The 23067-nt window shown below is 63.7% G+C and carries 16 protein-coding genes; 8 read left to right on the top strand and 8 right to left on the bottom strand.

Annotated elements, in window-relative coordinates; all coding sequences use genetic code 11:
• Positions 1-111: 111 nt before the first annotated feature.
• Both aceF and aceE read right to left on the bottom strand, forming a co-directional pair.
• The gene (gene aceF, locus LOY54_RS25315; protein WP_093378794.1) at positions 112-1743 is read right to left on the bottom strand and encodes a dihydrolipoyllysine-residue acetyltransferase; all 1632 of its coding nucleotides are present in this window, start codon (positions 1741-1743) and stop codon (positions 112-114) included.
• Positions 1744-1756: 13 nt separating this feature from the next.
• The gene (aceE, locus tag LOY54_RS25310) at positions 1757-4402 is read right to left on the bottom strand and encodes a pyruvate dehydrogenase (acetyl-transferring), homodimeric type (RefSeq protein ID WP_045199161.1); all 2646 of its coding nucleotides are present in this window, start codon (positions 4400-4402) and stop codon (positions 1757-1759) included.
• A gap of 434 nt (positions 4403-4836) precedes the next feature.
• On the opposite strand from aceE, the gene glnE reads away from it, so the two are divergent.
• The 8 genes from glnE (at position 4837) to LOY54_RS25270 (ending at position 14890) form a co-directional block, all read left to right on the top strand.
• Positions 4837-7773 carry a bifunctional [glutamate--ammonia ligase]-adenylyl-L-tyrosine phosphorylase/[glutamate--ammonia-ligase] adenylyltransferase gene (gene glnE / locus LOY54_RS25305; RefSeq protein ID WP_258608370.1) on the top strand — a complete coding sequence of 979 codons (2937 nt, stop codon included), beginning with the start codon at positions 4837-4839 and terminating at the stop codon, positions 7771-7773.
• A gap of 156 nt (positions 7774-7929) precedes the next feature.
• On the top strand, positions 7930-8979 hold the full coding sequence (waaF, locus tag LOY54_RS25300; RefSeq protein ID WP_045199166.1) for a lipopolysaccharide heptosyltransferase II: 1050 nt from the start codon (positions 7930-7932) through the stop codon (positions 8977-8979).
• Positions 8980-10038 carry a lipopolysaccharide heptosyltransferase I gene (gene waaC, locus LOY54_RS25295; protein WP_045199168.1) on the top strand — a complete coding sequence of 353 codons (1059 nt, stop codon included), beginning with the start codon at positions 8980-8982 and terminating at the stop codon, positions 10036-10038.
• Positions 10038-11162, top strand: coding sequence for a glycosyltransferase family 4 protein (locus LOY54_RS25290; protein ID WP_258608368.1), 1125 nt, complete (start codon positions 10038-10040; stop codon positions 11160-11162). Before waaC ends, LOY54_RS25290 begins: the two co-directional genes overlap by 1 nt.
• A complete protein-coding gene (gene rfaP, locus LOY54_RS25285; protein ID WP_045199171.1) occupies positions 11159-11965 on the top strand; it encodes a lipopolysaccharide core heptose(I) kinase RfaP in 807 nt (268 codons plus the stop codon). Before LOY54_RS25290 ends, rfaP begins: the two co-directional genes overlap by 4 nt.
• Positions 11965-12699, top strand: coding sequence for a lipopolysaccharide kinase InaA family protein (locus LOY54_RS25280; RefSeq protein ID WP_045199173.1), 735 nt, complete (start codon positions 11965-11967; stop codon positions 12697-12699). Before rfaP ends, LOY54_RS25280 begins: the two co-directional genes overlap by 1 nt.
• Positions 12696-13448: a lipopolysaccharide kinase InaA family protein gene (locus LOY54_RS25275; RefSeq protein WP_258608366.1), complete on the top strand. Its 753-nt coding sequence runs from the start codon at positions 12696-12698 to the stop codon at positions 13446-13448. Before LOY54_RS25280 ends, LOY54_RS25275 begins: the two co-directional genes overlap by 4 nt.
• Positions 13448-14890, top strand: coding sequence for a lipopolysaccharide kinase InaA family protein (locus LOY54_RS25270; protein WP_258608364.1), 1443 nt, complete (start codon positions 13448-13450; stop codon positions 14888-14890). The genes LOY54_RS25275 and LOY54_RS25270 overlap by 1 nt, the downstream gene beginning before the upstream one ends.
• Here LOY54_RS25270 and LOY54_RS25265 read toward each other — a convergent pair.
• The 6 genes from LOY54_RS25265 to LOY54_RS25240 all read right to left on the bottom strand — a co-directional run bounded on the left by LOY54_RS25265 (position 14887) and on the right by LOY54_RS25240 (position 23013).
• The gene (locus LOY54_RS25265) at positions 14887-17586 is read right to left on the bottom strand and encodes a dermonecrotic toxin domain-containing protein (RefSeq protein ID WP_258608362.1); all 2700 of its coding nucleotides are present in this window, start codon (positions 17584-17586) and stop codon (positions 14887-14889) included. The genes LOY54_RS25270 and LOY54_RS25265 overlap by 4 nt on opposite strands.
• Positions 17587-17655: 69 nt before the next feature.
• Positions 17656-17841 (bottom strand): hypothetical protein, encoded by a 186-nt coding sequence (locus tag LOY54_RS25260; RefSeq protein WP_258608361.1) that lies wholly within the window; start codon positions 17839-17841, stop codon positions 17656-17658.
• Positions 17838-18971, bottom strand: a complete 1134-nt coding sequence (locus tag LOY54_RS25255; RefSeq protein ID WP_045199179.1) for a PepSY domain-containing protein — start codon at positions 18969-18971, stop codon at positions 17838-17840. Before LOY54_RS25255 ends, LOY54_RS25260 begins: the two co-directional genes overlap by 4 nt.
• Positions 18972-18979: 8 nt before the next feature.
• A complete protein-coding gene (locus tag LOY54_RS25250) occupies positions 18980-21424 on the bottom strand; it encodes a TonB-dependent siderophore receptor (protein WP_258608359.1) in 2445 nt (814 codons plus the stop codon).
• A gap of 93 nt (positions 21425-21517) precedes the next feature.
• Positions 21518-22498, bottom strand: a complete 981-nt coding sequence (locus LOY54_RS25245; protein WP_258608358.1) for a FecR family protein — start codon at positions 22496-22498, stop codon at positions 21518-21520.
• On the bottom strand, positions 22495-23013 hold the full coding sequence (locus LOY54_RS25240) for an RNA polymerase sigma factor (RefSeq protein WP_093378835.1): 519 nt from the start codon (positions 23011-23013) through the stop codon (positions 22495-22497). The genes LOY54_RS25245 and LOY54_RS25240 overlap by 4 nt, the downstream gene beginning before the upstream one ends.
• Positions 23014-23067: the final 54 nt, after the last annotated feature.

Below are 23067 nucleotides of genomic sequence, written 5' to 3'. Positions count from 1 at the left end.
GACCTTTCCAGCAGATAAAAAAAGCCCCGCCAAAATGACGGGGTTGAGGTACGAGCGTGGCAGCTCGAAAAGGGAGCCTGTCTCCCCGGCAGGGGAGACAGGAAACAGCAATTACAACAGCATGGTGCGGATGTCGGTCAGCAGGTCGCCCAGGCGCTTGGTGAAGCGCGCAGCAGCAGCACCGTTGATCACGCGGTGATCGTAGGACAGCGACAGCGGCAGCATCAGCTTCGGCTGGAAGGCTTTACCGTCCCAGACTGGCTGGATGGTTGCCTTGGAGACACCGAGGATCGCCACTTCCGGCGCGTTGACGATCGGCGTAAAGCCGGTGCCGCCAATGTGGCCGAGGCTGGAAATGGTGAAGCAGGCGCCTTGCATGTCGTCGGCCGAAAGCTTCTTGGTCCGGGCTTTTTCTGCCAGGGCCGCCGCTTCGCCAGCCAGTTGCAGCAGGCTCTTCTGGTCGACGTTCTTGATCACAGGAACCAGCAGGCCGTCCGGGGTATCCACCGCGAAGCCGACGTTGACGTACTTCTTGCGGATGATCGCCTTGCCGCTAGGGGCCAGCGAGCTGTTGAAGTCCGGCAGTTCCTTGAGCAGGTGCGCGCACGCCTTGAGCAGCAGTGGCAGCACGGTCAGCTTGACGCCAGCCTTCTCGGCCACGGCCTTCTGGGCTACGCGGAAAGCTTCCAGCTCGGTGATGTCGGCGCTGTCGAACTGGGTCACGTGTGGCACGTTCAGCCAGCTGCGGTGCAGGTTGGTGGCACCAACTTGCATCAGGCGGGTCATCGGCACTTCTTCGATTTCGCCGAAGCGGCTGAAATCGACTTCCGGGATCGGCGGGATGCCAGCACCACCGGTGGCACCGGCGGCTGGAGCTTCCTTGGCCTTCTGCATCATGGCCTTGACGTAAACCTGCACGTCTTCCTTGAGCACACGACCGTGCGGGCCGCTGGCGGCAACCGCGCTCAGTTCGACGCCGAACTCACGGGCCAGCTGACGCACGGCAGGGCCGGCGTGAACCTTGGCACCGCTTGGTGCAGGGGCAGCGGCAGGCGCCGCTGCGGCCTCGGCTTTGGCAGCCGGAGCAGGTGCAGCAGCAGGTGCGGCTTCAGCCTTGGCGGCCGGGGCAGCAGCGGCAGGCGCTGGCGCCGGGGCAGCAGCGCCCTGGACCTTGAGCTTGAGGATGAAGTCGCCAGTGCCGACTTCGTCTTCAAGCTTGACGCCGATGCTTTCCACCACGCCGGCAGCCGGCGACGGGATTTCCATCGAGGCTTTGTCCGATTCCAGGGTGATCAGCGACTGGTCGGCTTCGACGCTGTCGCCGACCTTGACCAGCAGCTCGATGATCTTGGCCTTGCCCGAGGAGCCGATGTCCGGAACATGAATGTCCTGGACGGTTGCGGCAGCCGGTGCTGCGGCCGGGGCCGCTGGGGCCGGGGCAGCAGCAGGTTTTTCTTCGCCAGCAGGCGCTGCGGCAGGGGCGGCAGCCGCCGGGGCCGCAGCAGCGGCGCCCTCGACTTCCAGCTCCAGCAGTTCGTCGCCTTCTTTCAGACGGTCGCCCAGCTTGACCTTCAGGCTCTTGACCACGCCGGCCTTGGGAGCAGGGATTTCCATGCTCGCCTTGTCCGATTCCAGGGTCAGGATGCTCTGGTCGGCTTCGATACGGTCGCCAACTTTGACGAACAGCTCGATGACTTCACCTTCACCGCTGCCGATGTCAGGTACGCGAATGAGTTCGCTCACTTAAAAATACTCCTCAGCAGTCCAGTGGGTTGCGTTTGTCCGGGTCGATGCCGAACTTGGTGATGGCTTCAGCCACGACCTTCGGTTCGATATCGCCACGGTCAGCCAAGGCTTCCAGGGCAGCCAGCACCACGAAGTGGCGGTCGACTTCGAAGAAGTGACGCAGCTTCTTGCGGCTGTCGCTGCGACCGAAGCCATCGGTACCCAGGACTTTGAACTCTTTGCTCGGAACCCACTGGCGAATCTGCTCGGCGAACAGCTTCATGTAGTCGGTGGAGGCAATGACCGGGCCCTTACGGCCAGCCAGGCACTCTTCGACGTAGGTAACCTGAGGTTTCTGACCAGGCTTGAGGCGGTTGCTGCGCTCTACGGCCAGGCCGTCGCGACGCAGTTCGTTGAAGCTGGTAACGCTCCAGACGTCGGCGCCAACGTTGAACTCTTCACGCAGGATCTTCGCCGCTTCGCGAACTTCACGCAGGATGGTGCCGGAGCCCAGCAACTGAACGTGGTGCGCCGCTTCGCGGGTGTCTTCCTCGAGCAGGTACATGCCCTTGATGATGCCTTCCTCGACACCGGCCGGGATGGCTGGCTGCTGGTAGGACTCGTTCATCACGGTGATGTAGTAGAAGACGTCCTGTTGCTCTTCGGTCATCTTCTTCATGCCGTCCTGGATGATCACCGCCAGCTCGTAGCCGTAGGTCGGATCATAGGTGCGGCAGTTCGGGATGGTCGCGGCCAGCATGTGGCTGTGACCGTCTTCGTGCTGCAGGCCTTCACCGTTGAGGGTGGTACGGCCGGCGGTACCGCCGATCAGGAAGCCGCGGGTGCGGCTGTCGCCAGCGGCCCAGGCCAGGTCGCCGATACGCTGGAAGCCGAACATCGAGTAGAAGATGTAGAACGGCAGCATCGGCTGGTTGTGGTTCGAGTACGAAGTACCCGCAGCGATGAAGGAGGACATGGCGCCTGCTTCGTTGATGCCTTCTTCGAGGATCTGGCCCTTTTTGTCTTCGCGGTAGAACATCACCTGGTCTTTATCGACTGGCTCGTAGAGCTGGCCGACGGACGAGTAGATGCCCAGCTGGCGGAACATGCCTTCCATACCGAAGGTACGGGCTTCGTCCGGGATGATCGGGACGATGCGCTGGCCGATTTCCTTGTCCTTGACCAGTTGCGCGAGGATCCGCACGAAGGCCATGGTGGTGGAGATTTCACGGTCGCCCGAGCCGTCGAGGATCGCCTTCAGGGTTTCCAGTGGCGGGGTCGGGATGCTGAAGCTCTTGGCGCGGCGCTGCGGCACGAAGCCACCCAGGGCGCTGCGGCGCTCGGCCAGGTAACGGGCTTCGGCGCTGCCTTCTTCAGGCTTGAAGAACGGCAGGTTTTCCAGCTCTTCGTCCTTGACCGGGATGTCGAAACGATCGCGGAAGTGACGCAGGCTGTCGACGTCGACCTTCTTGGTGTTGTGCGCGGTGTTCTTGGCTTCGCCAGCACCGGTGCCGTAACCCTTGATGGTCTTGGCCAGGATGACGGTCGGTTGCTCTTTGTGGTTGACCGCCTGGTGGTAGGCCGCATAGACCTTGTACGGGTCGTGGCCGCCACGGTTGAGCTTCCAGATCTCGTCGTCGGACAGGTCGGCGACCATGGCCTTGAGTTCTGGGGTGTTGAAGAAGTGCTCACGGACGAACGCGCCGTCCTTGGCCTTGTAGTTCTGGTACTCGCCGTCGATGACTTCGTCCATGCGACGCTGCAGGATACCGTCGACGTCCTTGGCCAGCAGTGGGTCCCAGAAACGGCCCCAGACCACTTTGTTGACGTTCCAGCCACCACCACGGAACACGCCTTCGAGTTCCTGGATGATCTTGCCGTTGCCGCGAACCGGGCCGTCGAGGCGCTGCAGGTTGCAGTTGATGACGAAGATCAGGTTGTCGAGCTTCTCGCGGCCAGCCAGCGAGATTGCGCCCAGGGATTCCGGCTCGTCGCACTCGCCGTCGCCCATGAAGCACCAGACTTTCTGCTTGCCTGCAGGGATGTAGCCGCGGCTTTCCAGGTACTTCATGAAGCGTGCCTGGTAGATCGCCTGGATCGGGCCCAGACCCATGGAAACGGTCGGGAACTGCCAGAAGTCAGGCATCAGCCATGGGTGCGGGTACGAAGACAGGCCCTTGCCATCGACTTCCTGGCGGAAGTTGTTCATCTGGTCTTCGCTGATGCGGCCTTCCATGAAGGCGCGGGCGTAGACGCCAGGCGAGGCGTGGCCCTGGAAGAAGATCAGGTCGCCGCCGTGTTCTTCGGTCGGAGCCTGGAAGAAGTAGTTGAAGCCGATGTCGTACAGGGTGGCACTGGAGGCGAAGCTCGAAATGTGGCCGCCCAGGTCCGAGTCTTTCAGGTTGGTGCGCATCACCATGGCCAGCGCGTTCCAACGGACCAACGAGCGAATGCGGCGTTCCATGAACAGGTCGCCAGGCATGCGTGCTTCGTGGGTAACGGGGATGGTGTTGCGGTATGGCGTGGTGATGGCATATGGCAGCTGAGAGCCACTACGGGTGGCCAGCTCGCCCATACGGGTCATCAGGTAGTGAGCGCGGTCTTCGCCTTCTTTGTCGAGAACCGACTCCAGGGCGTCCAGCCATTCCTGGGTTTCGACGGGATCGAGGTCTTGCATGGCTTGCTCCAGGGCGGAAAGGCTTCCAGAATCGGTTGCCTGAGTTTGCGACTGGCCTTTTGGGCAGACGACATAAAATTCTTGGATTACCGGAGAGTGTACCGGCGTTGTGTAGTTTTACTACAAATGAATCACCATTTCATGCTTTTGAAGTGATCGGGCAGTAGTAAAACTACACAAAAATGGCTCGTGGCCGCAGTTCGGGTTGTGGGAAAAATCGATACCGGTGGTTAAAAACAAGTTAAGAAAAGGTTTGCTGCGATGGTTTCTGCCAGAAAATCAGTTTTTACAGCTATTTCTAACTTTTGTACGACAGTCCAGCAGTGGTCGGTAGGAGCGGGCTTGCCCCGCGAAGCGATTTTCCTGAAAAAGCCCAATCGCGGGGCAAGCCCGCTCCCACTCGCCAATCTTTTCTCGCCGATCAAGGATAGACCATGAGCCTGCCTTTGCTGGCCGAACTGCCGGCCACCCTCACTGCCTTGGTCAGCCGTAACGAGCAATCGTTTCGTGCGGCTGTCGCCCTGCAGCCTGAACTGACCGTTGCTGACTGGAACGCCGAACGCTGGGCGCAGTTCGCCCGGGTGACTGCGGCCAGTGATTTTGCCCTTGAACAGGTGCTGCGCGACCCGGCGATGCTGGTCGATCTGGCCGCCAGTGGCGAACTCGACCGGGCCTTTGCCGCGGGCCAGTTGTGCGCGCAGATCGCTGCCGCCAGCCAGGCCGCCGAGAGCGAGGACGAACTGGCGCGCAACCTGCGCCGCCAGCGCAGCCGCCAGCAGGTGCGGATCATCTGGCGCGACCTGACTCGCCAGGCCGACCTGGTGCAGACCTGCCGCGACCTGTCCGACCTTGCCGACGCCTGTATAGACCAGGCCTACAACTGGCTGTACCCGCGCCATTGCCAGCAGTTCGGCACGCCGATCGGCCATCGCAGCGGTGAGCCGCAGCACATGGTGGTGCTGGGCATGGGCAAGCTCGGCGCGGTGGAGTTGAACCTGTCGTCGGACATCGACCTGATCTTCGCCTTCCCCGAAGGCGGCGAAACCGAAGGGGTCAAGCGCTCGCTGGACAACCAGGAGTTCTTCACCCGCCTGGGCCAGCGCCTGATCAAGGCCCTGGACCCGATCACCGTCGACGGCTTTGTATTTCGGGTCGACATGCGCCTGCGCCCGTACGGCTCGGCCGGCGCTCTGGTGCTCAGCTTCAATGCTCTGGAGCAGTACTACCAGGACCAGGGCCGCGACTGGGAACGCTACGCGATGATCAAGGCGCGGGTGGTGGCCGGTGACCAGGTGGCCGGCGCGCAGTTGCTGGACCTGCTGCGGCCCTTCGTTTACCGGCGTTACCTGGATTTCTCGGCGATCGAAGCGTTGCGCACCATGAAGCAGCTCATCCAGCAGGAAGTGCGGCGCAAGGGCATGGCCGAGAATATCAAGCTGGGTGCCGGCGGCATCCGCGAAGTCGAATTTATTGCCCAGGCCTTCCAGTTGATTCACGGCGGGCGCGACCTGAGCCTGCAGCAGCGGCCGTTGCTCAAAGTGCTGTCGACCCTCGAAGGCCAGGGTTACCTGCCGCCGGCGGTGATTGCCGAGCTGCGCGAAGGCTATGAATTCCTGCGTTACACCGAACACGCGATCCAGGCGATTGCCGACCGCCAGACCCAGATGCTCCCAGACGATGAGCTGGACCGCGCGCGCATCGCCTTCATGCTTGGCTTTGCCGACTGGCCGAGCTTCCATGCGCAACTGATGCACTGGCGTGGGCGCATCGACTGGCACTTTCGCCAGGTGATTGCCGACCCGGACGAAGACGAGAATGAAGAAGGCGAAGTGATCGTCGGCGGCGAATGGCTGCCGCTGTGGGAAGAAGCCCAGAATGAAGAGGCCGCCTGCCGTCAGCTGCAGGACGCCGGTTTTGCCGACCCGCAAAAAGCCCTCAAGCAACTCGCCGGCTTGCGTGTCAGCCCGCAGTTGCGGGCCATGCAGCGCCTGGGGCGTGAACGTCTGGATGCCTTTATTCCGCGCCTGCTGGCCCAGGCGGTGGAGCACGCCGACCCGGACCTGGTGCTGGAACGGGTGTTGCCGCTGGTCGAAGCGGTAGCCCGGCGTTCGGCCTACCTGGTGCTGCTCACCGAAAACCCCGGCGCCCTGCGCCGTCTGCTGACCCTGTGCGCCGCCAGCCCATGGATCGCCGAGCAGATCACCCGCTTCCCGCTGCTGCTCGATGAACTGCTTAATGAAGGCCGCCTGTTCGGCCCGCCGCAGGCCCCGGAACTGGCCGCCGAGCTGCGCGAGCGGCTGACGCGCATCCCCGAGGACGACCTCGAGCAGCAAATGGAAGCCCTGCGCCACTTCAAACTGGCCCACAGCCTGCGCGTGGCCGCTTCAGAAATCGCCGGCAACCTGCCGCTGATGAAAGTCAGCGACTACCTGACCTGGCTGGCCGAGGCGATTCTCAACCAGGTGCTGGCCCTGGCCTGGCGCCAGACGGTCAGCCGTCACGGCCAGCCCAAGCGCAGCGACGGCAGCCTGTGCGACCCGGGCTTCATTATTGTCGGCTACGGCAAGGTTGGCGGCATCGAGCTGGGCCACGGCTCGGACCTGGACCTGGTGTTCATCCACGACGGCGACCCGCAGGCCGAAACCGATGGCGCCAAGCCGATCGACAGCGCGCAGTTCTTTACCCGCCTGGGCCAGCGCATCATTCACCTGCTGACCACCCAGACCAACTCCGGGCAACTCTACGACGTAGACATGCGCCTGCGACCTTCGGGTGCGTCGGGGTTGCTGGTCAGCTCCCTGGGCGCCTTCGAGCGTTACCAGCAGAACGAAGCCTGGACCTGGGAGCACCAAGCCCTGGTCCGCGCCCGGGTGCTGGTCGGTTGCCCGCAGGTGGGTACGGCGTTCGAGGCGGTGCGCGCGCGCATCCTTGGCCAGGCCCGCGACCTGCCCAAGCTGCAGGCCGAGGTCAGCGAGATGCGCGCCAAGATGCGCGACAACCTCGGCACCAAGCTCAGCGCCGCCGGGACTGCGGCCAATGCTTTCGAGGCCGGCGTGCCCTTCGATATCAAGCAGGATGCCGGTGGTATCGTCGATATCGAATTTATGGTGCAATACGCCGCTTTGGCCTGGTCTCACGACCATCCGGCACTGCTGCGCTGGACCGACAACATCCGCATCCTCGAAGAGCTTGAGCAGGCCGGGCTGATGCCCGCCAGCGATGCCGTGCTGCTGCGCGAGGTGTACAAGGCGTTCCGTTCCGCCGCGCACCGCCAGGCTCTGCAAAAGCAGGCCGGGGTAATCGATGCCGGGCAGTTCGTCCAGGAGCGCCAGGAGGTGCGGCGGATCTGGTCGCAGCTGGGTTTGAGTTGAGCCATCGGCCAGGCGGTTCAGGCACCAGGACGCCTGCCACGACCACAGTACAGCCCGAGTGGCGTACACTGGTCGACATATAGCCTGAATATAAAGAGGGGAGGCCAGGCTGTTTGCGAACAGTTTGCAGCCTCCCTGATCGTTTCTGGATAAAGCATGAGAATTTTGATCATTGGCCCCAGCTGGGTGGGCGACATGGTAATGGCGCAGACCCTGTTCCAGTGCCTGAAGCAGCGTCACCCGGAATGTGTGATCGATGTGCTGGCGCCCGAGTGGAGCCGGCCGATCCTCGAGCGCATGCCTGAAGTGCGCCAGGCCTTGAGCTTCCCGCTCGGCCACGGCGCGCTGGAGCTTGCCACGCGCCGGCGTATCGGCAAGTCCCTGGCCGGCCAGTACGACCAGGCGATCCTGCTGCCCAACTCGCTGAAATCGGCGCTGGTGCCGTTCTTTGCCGGCATCCCCAAGCGTACCGGCTGGCGCGGCGAGCTGCGTTTCGGCCTGCTCAACGACGTGCGCAAGCTCGACAAGGCCAAGTACCCGCTGATGATCGAGCGCTTCATGGCCCTGGCCTACCCGGCCGGCGCCGAGTTGCCGCAGCCGTACCCGCGCCCGAGCCTGCAGATCGAAGCGCCGAGCCGCGACGCCGCCCTGGCCAAGTTCGGCCTGAGCCTGGATCGCCCGGTGTTGGCACTGTGCCCCGGTGCCGAGTTCGGCGAAGCCAAGCGCTGGCCGTCGGAGCATTACGCCAAGGTCGCCGAGACCAAGATCCGCGAAGGCTGGCAGGTCTGGTTGTTCGGCTCGAAGAACGACCACGCGGTCGGCGAGGCCATTCGTGCGCGGCTGATCCCGGGCCTGCGTGAAGAAGCAACCAACCTCAGCGGCGAAACCTCGCTGGCCGAGGCCATCGACCTGCTGTCGTGCAGCGATGCGGTGGTGTCCAACGATTCCGGGCTGATGCACGTGGCGGCGGCGCTGAACCGCCCGCTGGTGGCGGTCTACGGCTCTACTTCGCCGGGCTTTACCCCACCTTTGGCCGATCAGGTCGAGGTGGTGCGCCTGGGCCTGGAGTGCAGCCCATGCTTCGACCGTACCTGTCGCTTCGGCCATTACAACTGCTTGCGTCAGCTGGAACCGGAAGCCGTGGAAGCTGCGTTGCAGCGCCTGAACGGCCCGAGCCTGATCGACGTCATGGCCGAGGTCGACTAAGTGCGGGTACTGCTGATCAAGACCTCGTCCCTGGGCGATGTGATCCACGCGCTGCCGGCGCTGACCGACGCTGCCCGGGCGATCCCCGGCATCCGCTTCGACTGGGTGGTGGAAGAAGGCTTCGCCGAGATCCCCAGCTGGCACCCGGCAGTCGACACGATCATCCCGGTGGCCATCCGTCGCTGGCGCAAGAACCTCTGGCAGACCTTCAAGAGCGGCGAATGGCGCCAGTTCAAGCAGCGTCTGCGCGAGCGCAAGTACGATTTGGTGATCGACGCCCAAGGCCTGGTCAAGTCGGCCTGGCTGACCCGTTACGTCAAGGCGCCGGTGGCCGGCATGGACCGTTACTCGGCCCGTGAAGGGCTGTCCAGCCGCTTCTACGACCGGCGTTTGTCGGTCGAGCGCGGCCAGCATGCGGTGGAGCGGGTACGCCAGTTGTTTGCCCTGGCGCTGGGCTACAACCTGCCAGCAGGCCTGGGTGACTACGGCCTGGACCTGAACCGCCTGCAGTTGCCGCCGGCGGCGCCGTTCGTGGTGTTCCTGCACGGCACCACCTGGGCAACCAAGCACTGGCCGGAAGCCTACTGGCGCCAGTTGGCTGAACGCCTGGGCCAGCAAGGCCTGCAGGTACGCTTGCCGTGGGGCAACCCGGCCGAGCAGGCGCGTGCCGAGCGCATCGCCAAGGGCCTGGCCAACTGTCAGGTACTGCCCAAGCTCAACCTGGTGGGTGTCGCCCGGGTGCTGGCGGCGGCCAAGGCCTGCATTGCCGTGGACACCGGCCTCGGTCACCTGGCGGCGGCGCTGGATGTGCCGACCCTGTCGCTGTTCGGGCCGACCAACCCGGGGCTGACCGGGGCCTATGGCAAGTCCCAGGTGCACATCGCCAGCGATTTTGCCTGCGCGCCGTGCCTGCAGAAAAAATGTACCTACAAGCCGAGCGCTGATGACCAGCGCCGGTTTGATCTCAAACGCGAGTGGCCGCTGTGCTTCACTCGCCTGAATCCCGAGCGTGTGGCGAGCCAATTGCGCGCGTTGCTGCTGGCTGAGGATGTTCGTTGATGCAACTGGCTTTTGTTCTGTACAAGTATTTCCCCTTCGGTGGCCTGCAGCGCGACTTCATGCGCATTGCCCTGGAGTGCCAGCGGCGCGGTCATCAGATCCGCGTCTATACGCTGATCTGGGAAGGTGACGTGCCCGAGGGCTTCGAGGTGCTGGTGGCGCCGGTCAAGGCGCTGTTCAACCACCGGCGTAACGAGAAGCTCAGCGCCTGGATGCAAGCGGACCTGGCCAAGCGCCCGGTCGATCGCCTGATCGGCTTCAACAAGATGCCCGGGCTGGATGTCTACTTTGCTGCTGACGGCTGCTTCGAAGACAAGGCGCAGACCCTGCGTAATTCGCTGTATCGGCGTTGGGGCCGTTACCGGCATTTCGCTGAATACGAGCGGGCGGTGTTCGCCAAGGACGCCAAGACCGAGATCCTGATGATCTCCGAAGTCCAGCAGCCGCTGTTCATCAAACACTACGACACGCCGATCGAGCGCTTCCACCTGCTGCCACCCGGCATCAGCCAGGATCGCCGGGCGCCGGCCAATGCCGCCGAGATCCGCGCCGAGTTCCGCCGCGAATTCGACCTGAAAGACGATCAGCTGCTGCTGGTGCAGATCGGTTCGGGCTTCAAGACCAAGGGCGTCGACCGCAGCCTCAAGGCCCTGGCCGCCTTGCCGTCGGCCTTGCGCAAGCGCACGCGGCTGATGGTAATCGGCCAGGACGACCCCAAGGTGTTCCAGTTGCAAAGCGCGACCCTCGGCCTGACCGAGCAGGTGCAGTTCCTCAAGGGCCGCAGCGATATTCCGCGATTCCTGCTCGGCGCCGACCTGCTGATTCACCCGGCCTACAACGAAAACACCGGCACCGTGCTGCTTGAAGCACTGGTCGCCGGGTTGCCGGTGCTGGTCTCGGCTGTGTGCGGCTATGCCCACTACATCGCCGAGGCCGACAGCGGCCTGGTGCTCGATGAGCCGTTCGCGCAGGAGCAGCTTAATCGCTACCTGCAGCGCATGCTCGAAGACGGCCCGGCCCGCGCCGACTGGGCGCGCAATGGCCTGGCATTTGCCGATACCGCCGACCTCTACAGCATGCCCGAGCATGCCGCCGACGTGATCCTGGCGCAGGAGCGCGCATGAAACTGATATTGGCTGAGCCGTTCAAGCGCCTGTGGGCCGGGCGTGATGCCTTCGAGGCCGTCGAGGCCTTGCAGGGCGAGGTGTACCGCGAGCTGGAAGGCCGCCGTACCCTGCGCACCGAGGTCGAAGGCCGTGGCTATTTCGTCAAGATTCACCGCGGCATCGGCTGGGGCGAGATCTTCAAGAACCTGTTCACCGCCAAGCTGCCGGTGCTCGGTGCCGGCCAGGAATGGCAGGCTATCCAGCGCCTGCACCAGGTGGGCGTGCCGACCATGACCGCGGTTGCCTATGGCGAACGTGGCGACAACCCGGCGACCCAGCATTCGTTTATCGTCACTGAAGAGCTGGCACCGACCGTCAGCCTTGAAGACTTCAGCATCGACTGGCTCAAGCAACCGCCGCAGCCACGCCTCAAGCGTGCGCTGATCGCTGAAGTGGCGCGTATGACCGGCATGATGCACCGCGCCGGGGTCAACCACCGTGACTGCTACATCTGCCACTTCTTGCTGCACACCGACCGGCCGGTGACGGCCGATGACTTCAAGTTGTCGGTCATCGACCTGCACCGCGCCCAGACCCGGGCGAAAATCTCTCGCCGCTGGCGTGACAAGGACCTGGCCGCGCTGTATTTCTCGGCGCTGGACATCGGCCTGACCCGGCGCGACAAGTTGCGCTTCTTGCGGGGCTACTTCCAGCAGCCGCTACGCCAGATCCTGGCCGAAGAAGCGGGGCTGCTGGCCTGGCTGGAAGGCAAGGCGCGCAAGCTCTACGAGCGTAAACAACGGTACGGAGACGCGCTCTGATGGCGGGTTGGAAACTGGAGCCTGCGTATCAGGCCCTGGCAACGGATTTTGGCAGTATCGACGCGGTATTCGCCCTCAAGGGCGAGCGCCTGACCCACGACCCGCTGAGCGAAGTGATCCGGGTCGAGCGCGACGGGGTCAACTATTACGTCAAACGCTATACCGGCGCCGGCAAAGGCTTGCGCCGCTACCTCGGGCGCCCGCGGATCAAGGCTGAATGGCAGAACCTCAAGCAGTTCGCCAAGTGGGACATCCCCACCGCCGAAGTGGTCGCCTTCGGTCATGAGCGCAATGGCCTGGCGTTCGGCCGCGGGGCGATGATCACCCGCGAGCTGCCGCGCACCGAAGACCTTTCGGCCCTGGCCGAGCGCAACGATGCGCGCCTGGCCGATCGCGCCTGGGTCGATCACATCAGCCGTCAGCTGGCCCGCCATACGCGGATCATGCATGACCACCACTTCACCCATAACGACCTGAAGTGGCGCAACCTGCTGGTGGACGACCAGGCCACGCTATTCTTCATCGACTGCCCGACCGGCGATTTCTGGTGGGGCTTCATGCTGCGTTACCGCATCACCAAAGACCTGGCGTGCCTGGACAAAGTGGCCAAGTATCACTTGTCCAACACCCAGCGCCTGCGCTTTTACCTGCAGTACCGCGGGCGCGAGCGTCTGAATGAATCGGACAAGCGCCGCATTCGTCATGTGGTGACGTTTTTCGAGGGACGCGAATGACTGATTTTCTTGCCGGTGCCGATAAGGCATTGCTAGAGCGCCATGGCCTCAACGGTTTCGACCAGCTCTGGGCCCTGCAGCTCGATGCGGTGGATGAGCCCAACACCGGCCGTGGCGGCTGGAGCAGCGTCTATCGCCTGGAACTTGAAGGCAAGGGCTACTACCTCAAGCGCCAGAGCGACTACCTGACCCGCACGTTGCACAAGCCGTTTGGCGAGCCGACCTTCGCCCGCGAGTTTCGCAATATCAGCCGCTACCAGAAGCTCGGCATTCCCGCATTGCAGGCGGTGTATTACGGCGAGCGCAAGGTTGAAGGCGAGCGCCGGGCGATCCTCATGACCCGCGCCCTGGATGACTGGAGCGACCTCGACAGCCTGCTGGCGCAGTGGCCACAGCTGGACATCGGCCAGCGCCAGGGCATCCTGCGCGCCTGCGGGCAGCTGGCGCGCACCCTGCACGCGGCCAACCAGGTGCATGGCTGCTTTTATCCCAAGCATATCTTCCTGCGCACCCGCAGCGACGGCTGGTTGGCGCAACTGATCGACCTGGAGAAAACCCGGCCGTTGCTGCTGGGCATGCGCGACCGCCTCAAAGACCTTGAGCCGCTGTTACGCCGGGCGCCGATCTGGAGCGAAGGCGAAGTGCGGGTGATGCTCTCGTCCTACCTGGACCAGCCCAGCGACAGCCCGCTGGTCGATACCTGGCTGCAGCGCCTGACGCGCCGCCGCCGTGAGAAAGAGGCTCGCTGATGCGTTTGTCTGAACTCAAGGATGCCGGGCGCAGCCCGGACCTGCCACTGAACATCAGCCTGGCCGACGCCGCTGGCAGCGCCGAGCTGCAATTGCTCAGCCTGTTGCGGGTGTTGCCCGGCCAGCGATACGTCGGCGCCGGGATCTGGCGCGGCAAGCCGGTGTTGGCCAAGTTGCTGGTTGGCAGCAGCGCCGCCCGGCATTTTCAACGCGAGTTGGACGGCGCACGGCTGCTGGCCACGCAGGGCCTGACCACGCCGTTGCTGCTGGCCGATGGCTTGCGCGAAGGCGAGGGTGGCTGGCTGCTGTTCGAGTTTCTCGAAAACGCGCAAAGCCTGGCCGATGCCTGGGCGCAGGTCGAAGCCCTGCCGCCGCTGGCCGATGAACAGCACCTGGTACTTGGCGAAGCGCTGACCGCCGTGGCGCAGATGCACGCCAAGGGCCTGTGGCAGGACGACCTGCACCTGGACAACCTGCTGCGTCACGACGGCCAGCTGTATCTGATCGATGGCGCCGGGATCAAGGCCGAAACCCTCGGCCAGCCCCTGTCGCGCCAACAAGTGCTACACAACCTCGGGGTGCTGTTCGCCCAGTTGCCCAAGCGCCTGGAGCCTTTTATCGAAGAGCTGCTGGTGCATTACCTGCTGGCCAACGCCGAGCACGCCTTGCCGCTCGAAGCACTGCAAAAGCAGATCGACAAGGTGCGCAGCTGGCGCCTGAAGGACTACCTCGACAAGGCCGGGCGCGAGTGCACGCTGTTCAGCGTCGAGCGCGGCCCGTCGGGCCTGCGTTCGATCCGCCGCACTGAAGTGGCCGCCATGCTGCCAGTGCTGGAGCAGGCCGATGCGCTGATCGACCAGGGCCACCTGTACAAGACCGGCGGCGCTGCCAGTGTCGCGAAAGTCGAGGTCGATGGCCGGCCGCTGGTGCTCAAGCGCTACAACATCAAGAACACCGCCCACTGGTTCAAGCGCTTCTGGCGTCCGAGCCGGGCCTGGCATTCGTGGATCGAAGGGCATCGCCTGGAGTTTCTCGGCATTGCCACGCCCAAGCCGCTGGCGGTGCAGGAGCTGCGCTTCATGGGCTTGCGCAGCCGCGCCTACCTGGTTACCGAGTATGCCGATGGCCCGGACTTGCTGGCCTGTTTTGCGCCTTATGTCGAGTCTGGCGAGGTGCCAGAGGAGCAGTTGCAGGCCTTGCAACTGCTGCTTGGGCAACTGATCCACGAGCGCATCAGCCATGGCGACATGAAAGGCCACAACCTGTTCTGGCAGGACGGCCAATGGTCGCTGATCGACCTCGATGCCATGTGCCAGCACGCCACCCAGATGAGCTTCGCCCAGGCCTTTGCCCGCGACCGCGCGCGGCTGCTGCGTAACTGGCCCGCCAGCAGCGCCCTGCATCAGCGTCTGGACGCTGCACTGCCTTCGCTCGAAGGCTAGTTTTCGGGCAAGGGCAACCAGTCACTGGCACGTCCCGTCTGACGAACGCGGATGTGCCAGTTCGGTGTTTGCCAACGCAGGCTGATGCTGGTGGGGATTGCGCCCTTTAGATGGTCGGGCAGTACCAGCCGGTATTGGTCCATCAGCAGGCTGGGTTCCACGGCCAGTTGCCGGGCTCCCCACTGCAGGTAGTAGCGCCCACCACTGTTGAGTATTCCATTTTCTTGCGCGGTTGCGAGCATTGGCGTTGCAAGCTGACTGTCATCGATCAGCCTGGGCAGATCCGGCAGGCCTTCACTCCAGCGCACGGGTGCATCGTATTCCCAGTGGCCTTGGGCATTGCGCCGGATCGGCAGGTGCAGGTAGGCGTCGGGTTGGCGCGGGTCCTGAATGCGCCAGCGGCTGCCGTCGAAGCTTACCCGGTAGTAACGGTCGGCCAGATCCTTGATGTAGTACTGGCTCAATCCCTGATAGTCGGATACCTGTTCATACACCCCTTCGTGATAGTGGCCATCGATGCGATAGCGCAATTTGTCGGGGCTGATCTGGGTGGCCAGGTGCGGGCTTATCAGCTTCGGTGCCCGTCCTGGAAGCCTGCGCATGGTCTGGCGCATCAAGGCCGATCCGCCCAGGTGAGCCAGGCCATCGGTGGCGTGCGACAGCGCGCCGTAGAAGTGTTCAAGCGTTTTCGCTGCATCTGCTTGGGGAAGGCTTTCCAGCCCGTCCCAGATCGACCACAGGCAGCGAGCAAAGGCCAGTGGCACCTGCACCCTGCTTGGGAGAAACACGGTAATCAGGTCAACTATCAGCCATATGCCTTGCCACACCTGCTCGGCGTCGAGCTGTCCGGTGCTTGTGCCTTGGGCTGCGGCATTGCTGATGAAGTGGCGGACTTCGGCCTGGTAACACTGGGCAAAAAAGTCCGCGGTAATCGTCAATGATCGTACCTGGCCCTGGTTATGCTGACTTGCAAACAGGTGACGAGCAGCTGTTTGTGCTGACCGGGCCAAACGACCGATCAGGTAGGCTTGCAGGCTCGGGCTTTGCTGCAGGGCTTGCCACAACTGGCTGCGATCATCGAATTCGCGCCAGGGTTTACGGTCCGGTGCGTCGGGGGTGTAGAGCAGTATTGACGGCAAGCCTTGAGTCGCTTGCGGGCTGATTACCAATACCCCCTGGGCTGTCGCTCCCGCTATCAGCAGTTGCTGAACATCCAGCTTTTGTCCTGCCACAGCCGGGCGGTTGCTGCTGTCGGGGTAGTCGATCACATTCATCGCCCAGCGGTAGCCGCGCTCCTCTCGATCGGGGCGAAAATAACCGGCATAGCGGCCTTTGATCGCTTCGGCGCGCATGCGTGCACGGTTGATGTCCCGGTAGGCCTGGCGGCGCCAGTGTGAGGCCGATGCAGTGAGTAAATGCCGGCGCAGGAATTGCTCATAGCTGCCGGCAACATCTAGGTCGCGGACCATGCGTTTGACGTAACCCGCTGATAGCCAGGGTATTGCTCGGCCATCGCTGTGGGTAATGCGGGCGGTCAACCAGTAATCGACATCGAACAGGCTGACATTTTCCAGGGCCAGCTCGCTGAGTGTGCGTTTGCGGCGTACAGGAATCAGTATGTCGCCGGCTTGAGGCCGTGATCTGCCGGGAACACTGCTGCCAGGGTTGGTGGGAATGTGCAGCGGTCCGCCCTGGTGGATCAGCGTGGTGCTGACCAGAACCTTATCCGGGTCCAGGTCCTGGCCATGATCGTTTAGCAGTCGCCGGCGCAAGGTGTCGCGGCAATAGTCGAGCAGGGTGTTGCGCTGCTGGAATTGCTGCAAGGTCAGCAGGCCTGGCGCGCTGGCCAGTTCGATGGCACTGGCCAGCTCCTGCAATGACTGCATCATGTGGGTCAGGCCTTGAAGCGGGGTACTTCTGAACCATGGCGGCATATGCCGGTCCAGCAGTGCGCTGTAGCGGGTTGCCAGGCTCCCGGCGCTGCCCAGCCGGGTCTGCAGGGCGATGGCCGGGCCTGGTGCGGCAGCGGCGTGCCAGGCGTTTTTCAGGGCGCGGCGTTGATGGGCGATGACAGCGTCGAGCAAGTGCTGGAATACGTCCTGCTCCTGCGTCGCCAAAGTCATCGTCTGCGCCGAGCGGCATTGTAGCTGGCGTTCTGCCGGTAGCAGGTCCAGCAGCCCAGCGCCTTGCACCTCGTCGTCCAGGCGCTCAGCCAGTTCGGTTGTCAGTGCCTGTAGGTTATTGAAACCTTCGAAGCCATGCGCCAGGCTGAACAGCACCACCTCATCTTCGGTTTCGGCGGCAGTGATCACCAGGCAACTGCGAAGTTGAGTGCGCCAGAAGGGCTGGCTGGCGCTTAGTACTACCGCTTTGATCTGGGCCTGCTCGGCGCGAGGCAGGCCTTGGCGCAACGCCGCACTGGGGTGGGTAACGATGCGTGAGACCAGGCGATGCTGGGCATGGCTCATGGTCTGGTCGTCCAGGCGCAGGTCGGCCTCCGCCTGCCACTGGCCGGCGCATAGTGTGCGCAGGCGTTCACGGCGACTTTGCTGGCTGTCGGGGCGAAAGGGCTGGTTGTAGTACTGACGCAGGGCGGCGCGCCATTGGCCGAGTTTTATGTAGGGGCCTTGCGGGGTATCGGCGAGGATGCTGTGGATGGCGCTGTCGATTTCTTCGAGGCGTTCGAGGGGTTGCATGACCTGTCTCCCGGTGGTGAGCAGGTCATGCTAGGGGGCGCTGTTCAGTGACTGTCGCTATACATGTATTCAGTTGCCCCTGGCAGGCCATAGCCCGCGCAAACTGTATAGCGCCGGCAAGCCCAAGCCGACCCAGGCCAGCGCGTCCCACCCGCCATCGCCGAGCAGGGCAGCAAACAGCCCTAGCGCGCCCAGCAGGGCAATGACTGTCGGTATGCCGAATACGCTCCAGAATCCTGACGACCTGCGCTTCATTGCAGCGTCTCCATCTGCGCCGCAACCAGCGGCTTGCTGGCCCGCCGGCGCACCACCCAAAGGTACACGCCGCTACCCAGGACGATGATGGTCAGCACATCCAGCACTGCCCAGAGGATCTGCATTGGCCGGCCGCCGTAGTCACCAAAGTGCAGCGGCTGCGACAGGCCCATGGCGTCCATGTACCAGGGGCGGTCGCCGATGGCGGTGACTTGCAGGTTGCTGGCGTCGATCAGCACCGGCGTCAGCAGGTGCGCGGTCAGGTGGGTGCTGCCTTTCATGAACACCGCATAGTGGTGCTCGCTGGAGAAACGCGTACCGGGGAAGGCGATGAAGTCCGGCTGCATGCCCGGTGCGGCGTCGGCGGCGATATCCAGCACACGACTGACCGGTGCCAGTTCGGTGAGCGGTGGTGCATCGCGGTAGGGCGCAACCATTGCCGTCAGGCTGTCGTTGCGCCAGGCGGCGATGACCAGGTCCGACAGCGCGCTGATCACCCCGGTGACGCCCACCACCAGCGCCCAGGTCAGGGTGACGATGCCGATCAGGTTGTGCAGGTCGAGCCAGCGCAGACGCGTGGATTTGTCGTTGCGCACCGTAGCGAACTTCAGCCGGCGCATGAACGGCGCATAGAGCACCACGCCAGAGATGATCGCCACCACGAACAACAGCCCCATGAACGCCAGCAGCAGTTTGCCGGGCAGGCCGGCAAACATGTCCACGTGCAGGCGCAGCATGGTCATCATGAAACCGCCGTTGGCCGAAGGCATTTCCACCGCTTCGCCGCTGCGTGCATCGAGCATGAAGGTGTGCGACGAGTTCGGCTCGGTACCTGCGGTAGCGGCCATGATCGCGACCACGCCGTTGCGGTCGTCTTCATCCCAGCCGAAGTATTGCATCACTTCACCGGGGCGATGGGCCTGGGCCTTGAGCACCAGTTCCTGCAAGTCGAGCCTGGGCGTGTCGGCCGGCATCTCCTTGAGCTCGGGGGCATCGCCCAGCAGGTGGTCGATCTCGTGATGAAAGATCAGCGGCAAGCCAGTAACTGCCAGCATCAGCAGGAACAGGGTGCAGATCAGGCTGGTCCAGGTATGCACGAAGGACCAGCGGCGGATGGTTCGGCTGTTCATCCGCGGCCTTAGAACTTGTAGTTGACGCTGGCAACCACGTTGCGCTCGTCACCGTAGTAGCACCAGTAACCGTCGCAGTTGGCCAGGTAGTCCTTGTTGAACAGGTTCTTGGCCTCGACGGCGACGGTCATGCCTTTGAGCGTGCTGACCTTGCGGCCCAGGTCGTAGTGCACCGAGGCGTCGTAGACGGTGTAGGAGCCGACATAGCCCAGATCGGTGTTGGTGGTGTTGCCGTAGTTGTCACCCACATAGCGCACGCCACCGCCGACGCCGAAGCCGTCGAGCAGGCCGTTGTGCCAGGTGTAGTCGGCCCACAGGGTCGCCTGGTTGCGCGGGATCAGGGCCATGCGGTTGCCTTGCTCGTTGGCCGCACCCTTGAGGATCTCGGTATCGGTGTAGCTGTAGGAACCGATCACCTTGAGGTTCTCTGTCACCTGGGTGGTGGCTTCCAGTTCCAGGCCGCGGACCTGCAACTGGCCAACCTGCTGGGTAATGTTGCCTTCGGTGACTTTCACGTTGTCCTGGCGCAAGTCATACACGGCAGCGGTGTAGAGGTTCTTGCTGCCCACCGGCTGGTACTTGATGCCGACTTCGTACTGGCGGCCTTCGGTGGGTTTGAACGAGTCAGTGGAGGCGACGGCGGCGCCGGTGGTCGGCTGGAACGACTCGGTGTAGGAGATGTACGGGGTTACGCCATTGTCGAACACGTAGCTCAGGCCGATGTTGCCGGTGAAGGCCTTGTCGCGCTCGGTGCTGGTGGCATCGTTCTGGTTGTGGAAGGTGGTGCCGGTGTGCACCCAGTCTTCACGCCCGCCCAGGGTCAGGCGCCAGTTGTCGAGGGCGATCTGGTCCTGAATGTAGAAGCCGGTCTGGCGGGTTTTCTGGCCGTAGTCGTACATGGTGAAGTACGACACCTTGGAGAAGTCCTGGCCGTACGGCGGGTTGATCACGTTGCCTGGCGGCACGCTGAAGGCCAGGCCGTAGTCCCAGCGGTAATTGGTGTTCGAGCGCTGGTGATCGAGGCCGATCAGCAGGGTGTGGCTCAGGGCGCCGGTCTGGAAGTCGGCCTGGAAATTGTTGTCGACGGCGAACTGGCTGATGTCCTCGTCGACGATGCCGGTTTCCCGTGGAACGCTGCCGTCAGCTTCGACGCTGCCGCCTGGGGTGGAGGTATCGTTGTTCATGGTCGCGACGTTGATGCCCTGGAACGACAGGTCGCTCTTGGTATAGCGCAGGTTCTGACGGAACTGCCAGACATCGTTCAGACGGCGCTCGAAGGCATAGCCCAGGGCGTAGTAGGTGCGATCGTAGAACTCCCAGTCCGGGTCACCGAGGTTCTTGTGGTGGGAGATGTCGCCAGCCGGCGAGCCCAGCTTGGTGCCCTGCAGCGGCAGGAACTGGCCGCTGATACCGGTGTCGTCACGGGTGAACTGGGTGATGAAGGTCAGGCTGGTGTCTTCATCCATGTTCCAGGTCAGGCTGGGCGCGAGGTTGTAGCGCTTGTCTGGAACGTGGTCGGTCGGTGCGCCGCTGTCGCGTACCACGCCGCTGACGCGATACAGGAACTGGCCGTCGTCATCGATCTTGCCGGTGCTGTCGAAGTTGATCTGGCGGTGGTTGTTGCTGCCAACCTGGGCTTCGACCTGGTGGGCGCTTTCAGCCTGGGGGCGACGGCTGACCATGTCGAGCATGCCGCCGGGCGGGGTCTGGCCATACACCGACGAGGCCGGGCCGCGCAGCACGGCAATGCGCTCAAGGTTCCACGGCTCGACCTTCGGGTTGGCGAACGAGCCTTTGGGCAAAGGCAGGCCGTCGAGGAACTGGGTCGGGTCGAAACCGCGTACCCGCAGCCAGTCGGCGCGGGTGTCGGAGCCATAGCCGCTGCTTTGTACGCCAGCGGTGTAGCGCAGCGCGTCGTTGAGGTTGAGAACCTGGCGGTCGTCCAGTTGTTCACGGGTGATCACGCTCATCGAGCGGGGTGCTTCAACGATCGGGGTGTCGGTTTTGGTTCCAGCGGCGGTGCGCGTGGCGGTAAAACCGGTGGCCGGGCCCCAGGCGCTTTCATAGTCGCTGCGTGCATTGACGCTGGTTTCCGGCAGGGCCAGGGTGCCCTCGGGTGCCGCAACCAGGCTATAGGTGCCGGCGCTGCTCTGTTGCAGTTGCAGGCCGGTGCCGCGCAGGGCCGCTTGCAGGGCGCCGACGCCATCGTACTGGCCGTTGACCGGCGCCGAGGTGCGGCCGCTGGCCAGCCTCGGGTCCAGGGCCAGAGCGATGCCAGCCTGGCTGGCGATCTGGTTGAGCGTGGTCGACAGCGGCGCGGCAGGCAGGTTGTAGCTGCGCAGGGTGGCCGATTGCTCGGCAGCGATCAGCGGGCTGCTCGCCAGAGGTGCTGTCAGGGCAATGGCCACGGCCAGCAGACCGGGACGCAGGAAGTTCTCAAAAGCGCGGGACATACAGCGGCTCCTCGACGGAAGTAAGTGCTAACTAGCTTCCTTGCCGAGTGAGTTGGAAAAAGTGTCAGGGGTTAGTGAAAATAATTTTGATTTTTATTTCACGCTGCTCGCCGGCGTATCGCTTTTAGCCACCACCGTCACCCACCACGGCGTGCGCTGCTCGATCTGCACCGGCAAGGTCGGTAGCAACGAGGTCAGTGCCAGGTCGATATCATTGAGCGGGAAGCTGCCGGTAATGCGCAGGTCGGCCACATCCGTAGCAACCCCCAGGTGCCCGCTGCGGTAACGCCCCAGCTCCTCGACCAGATCGGCCAGGCGCACGTTGTCGACCACCAGCATGCCGCGGGTCCAGGCATCGGCTCCGGCGGCCAGGCCGTCGGCGCGGCCCAGGCGGTCGTGGTTCATCAGCACCTGCTGGCCTTCCTTGAAAATCTGCTCGTCGCCGCTGTCTTGCGGGCGCGCCGCTACTGCCGACTGCAGCACGCTCAGGCGTGTGCCCTGATCTTCGAGCTTGACCAGGAAGCGCGTTCCCAGGGCACGCAGGCGACCGTCTTCGGTGGTGACTACAAACGGACGATCGTCCTTGTGGCCGGTCTCGATGGAGATTTCGCCTTCGTGCAGGACGATCAGGCGCTGTTTCTCGTCGAAGCGGATATCCACCGCCGAATGGGTGTTGAGGCTGATCAGGGTGCCGTCGGTGAGGCGCAAGGTACGCTGCTCGCCGGTGCCGGTGCGCTGGTCGGCCAACCAATAGCCCAGCGATTGATGGGCACTGACCCAGCTCAGCAGGCCGACCACCAGCACCAGGCTGGCCAGGCCGCTGCCCAGCTTGCGCACCCGCTGGCGCAGGCCGGTGCGTGATTGCAGCAGGGCCTGGCGCGCAGGGCCGGCAGCGGCGCTGAAGCGCTGGTCGAGCATGCCCAGTTGCAGCCAGGCACGGGCGTGCTCTTCGCTGGCGGCGTGCCAGCGGGCGAACTCGGCGCGCTCATCGGCGCTGCCGCTGCCCGAGTCCAGGCACAGCTGCCAGGCGATCGCGGCATCCAGTACCCGCGCCGAAACCGGCTTGCTGTTCATGTCGGCTCACCGTACAGCGCCACGTAGCACTGGCGCATGCCCTGGGCCAGGTACTGGCGCACCCGCGACACGGAAACCCCCAGACGCTCGGCGATCTCGCCATGGCCCAGGCCGTCCAGGCGGTTGTACAGGAACGCCGCCCGGGCTTTGCTCGACAGCTTGCCGAGCAGGCGGTCGATGGCCTTGAGGTCTTCGAGGATCAGGTGCTGTTCTTCCGCAGAGGGCTGTTCGGCTTCGGGGATGAGCATCAGTTCGGCCAGGTACGCCTGTTCCAGTGCCGCGCGGCGAAAGTGGTCGAACAGCAGGCCCTTGGCAATGGCCAGGAGGAACGCCCGGGGTTCGCGTGGCGCCGGCAATTGCTCGCGCCCGAGCAGGCGCACGAAGGTGTCCTGGCTCAGGTCTTCGGCGCGCTCGGCGCAGGCGATGTTGCGCCGCAGCCAGGCGAGCAGCCAACTGCGATGGTCGCGGTAAAGCGTACCGACCAGCTCAGTGTGTGGGCTTTGCACAGACGACAAGGCGTTCCCCGAAAAGATGCGTTAACTAACGAGAATTATTCGCGATTGTCGCAG

The sequence above is a fragment of the Pseudomonas sp. B21-032 genome, assembly GCF_024748965.1.
Taxonomy (GTDB): Bacteria; Pseudomonadota; Gammaproteobacteria; order Pseudomonadales; family Pseudomonadaceae; genus Aquipseudomonas.
The sequence above is the reverse complement of the archived record's forward strand: the minus strand, read 5'-3'. Positions and strand labels throughout refer to the sequence as shown.

Bases quoted from the DNA above. Each gene is read 5' to 3' on its own strand.
- glnE (WP_258608370.1), top strand. From the start codon at position 4,837: ATGAGCCTGCCTTTGCTGGCCGAACTGCCGGCCACCCTCACTGCCTTG.
- LOY54_RS25260 (WP_258608361.1), bottom strand. From the start codon at position 17,841: ATGAAGCGCAGGTCGTCAGGATTCTGGAGCGTATTCGGCATACCGACA.
- LOY54_RS25280 (WP_045199173.1), top strand. From the start codon at position 11,965: ATGGCGGGTTGGAAACTGGAGCCTGCGTATCAGGCCCTGGCAACGGAT.
- LOY54_RS25250 (WP_258608359.1), bottom strand. From the start codon at position 21,424: ATGTCCCGCGCTTTTGAGAACTTCCTGCGTCCCGGTCTGCTGGCCGTG.
- LOY54_RS25255 (WP_045199179.1), bottom strand. From the start codon at position 18,971: ATGAACAGCCGAACCATCCGCCGCTGGTCCTTCGTGCATACCTGGACC.
- LOY54_RS25290 (WP_258608368.1), top strand. From the start codon at position 10,038: ATGCAACTGGCTTTTGTTCTGTACAAGTATTTCCCCTTCGGTGGCCTG.
- LOY54_RS25265 (WP_258608362.1), bottom strand. From the start codon at position 17,586: ATGCAACCCCTCGAACGCCTCGAAGAAATCGACAGCGCCATCCACAGC.
- aceE (WP_045199161.1), bottom strand. From the start codon at position 4,402: ATGCAAGACCTCGATCCCGTCGAAACCCAGGAATGGCTGGACGCCCTG.
- LOY54_RS25245 (WP_258608358.1), bottom strand. From the start codon at position 22,498: ATGAACAGCAAGCCGGTTTCGGCGCGGGTACTGGATGCCGCGATCGCC.
- rfaP (WP_045199171.1), top strand. From the start codon at position 11,159: ATGAAACTGATATTGGCTGAGCCGTTCAAGCGCCTGTGGGCCGGGCGT.
- waaF (WP_045199166.1), top strand. From the start codon at position 7,930: ATGAGAATTTTGATCATTGGCCCCAGCTGGGTGGGCGACATGGTAATG.
- LOY54_RS25275 (WP_258608366.1), top strand. From the start codon at position 12,696: ATGACTGATTTTCTTGCCGGTGCCGATAAGGCATTGCTAGAGCGCCAT.
- LOY54_RS25270 (WP_258608364.1), top strand. From the start codon at position 13,448: ATGCGTTTGTCTGAACTCAAGGATGCCGGGCGCAGCCCGGACCTGCCA.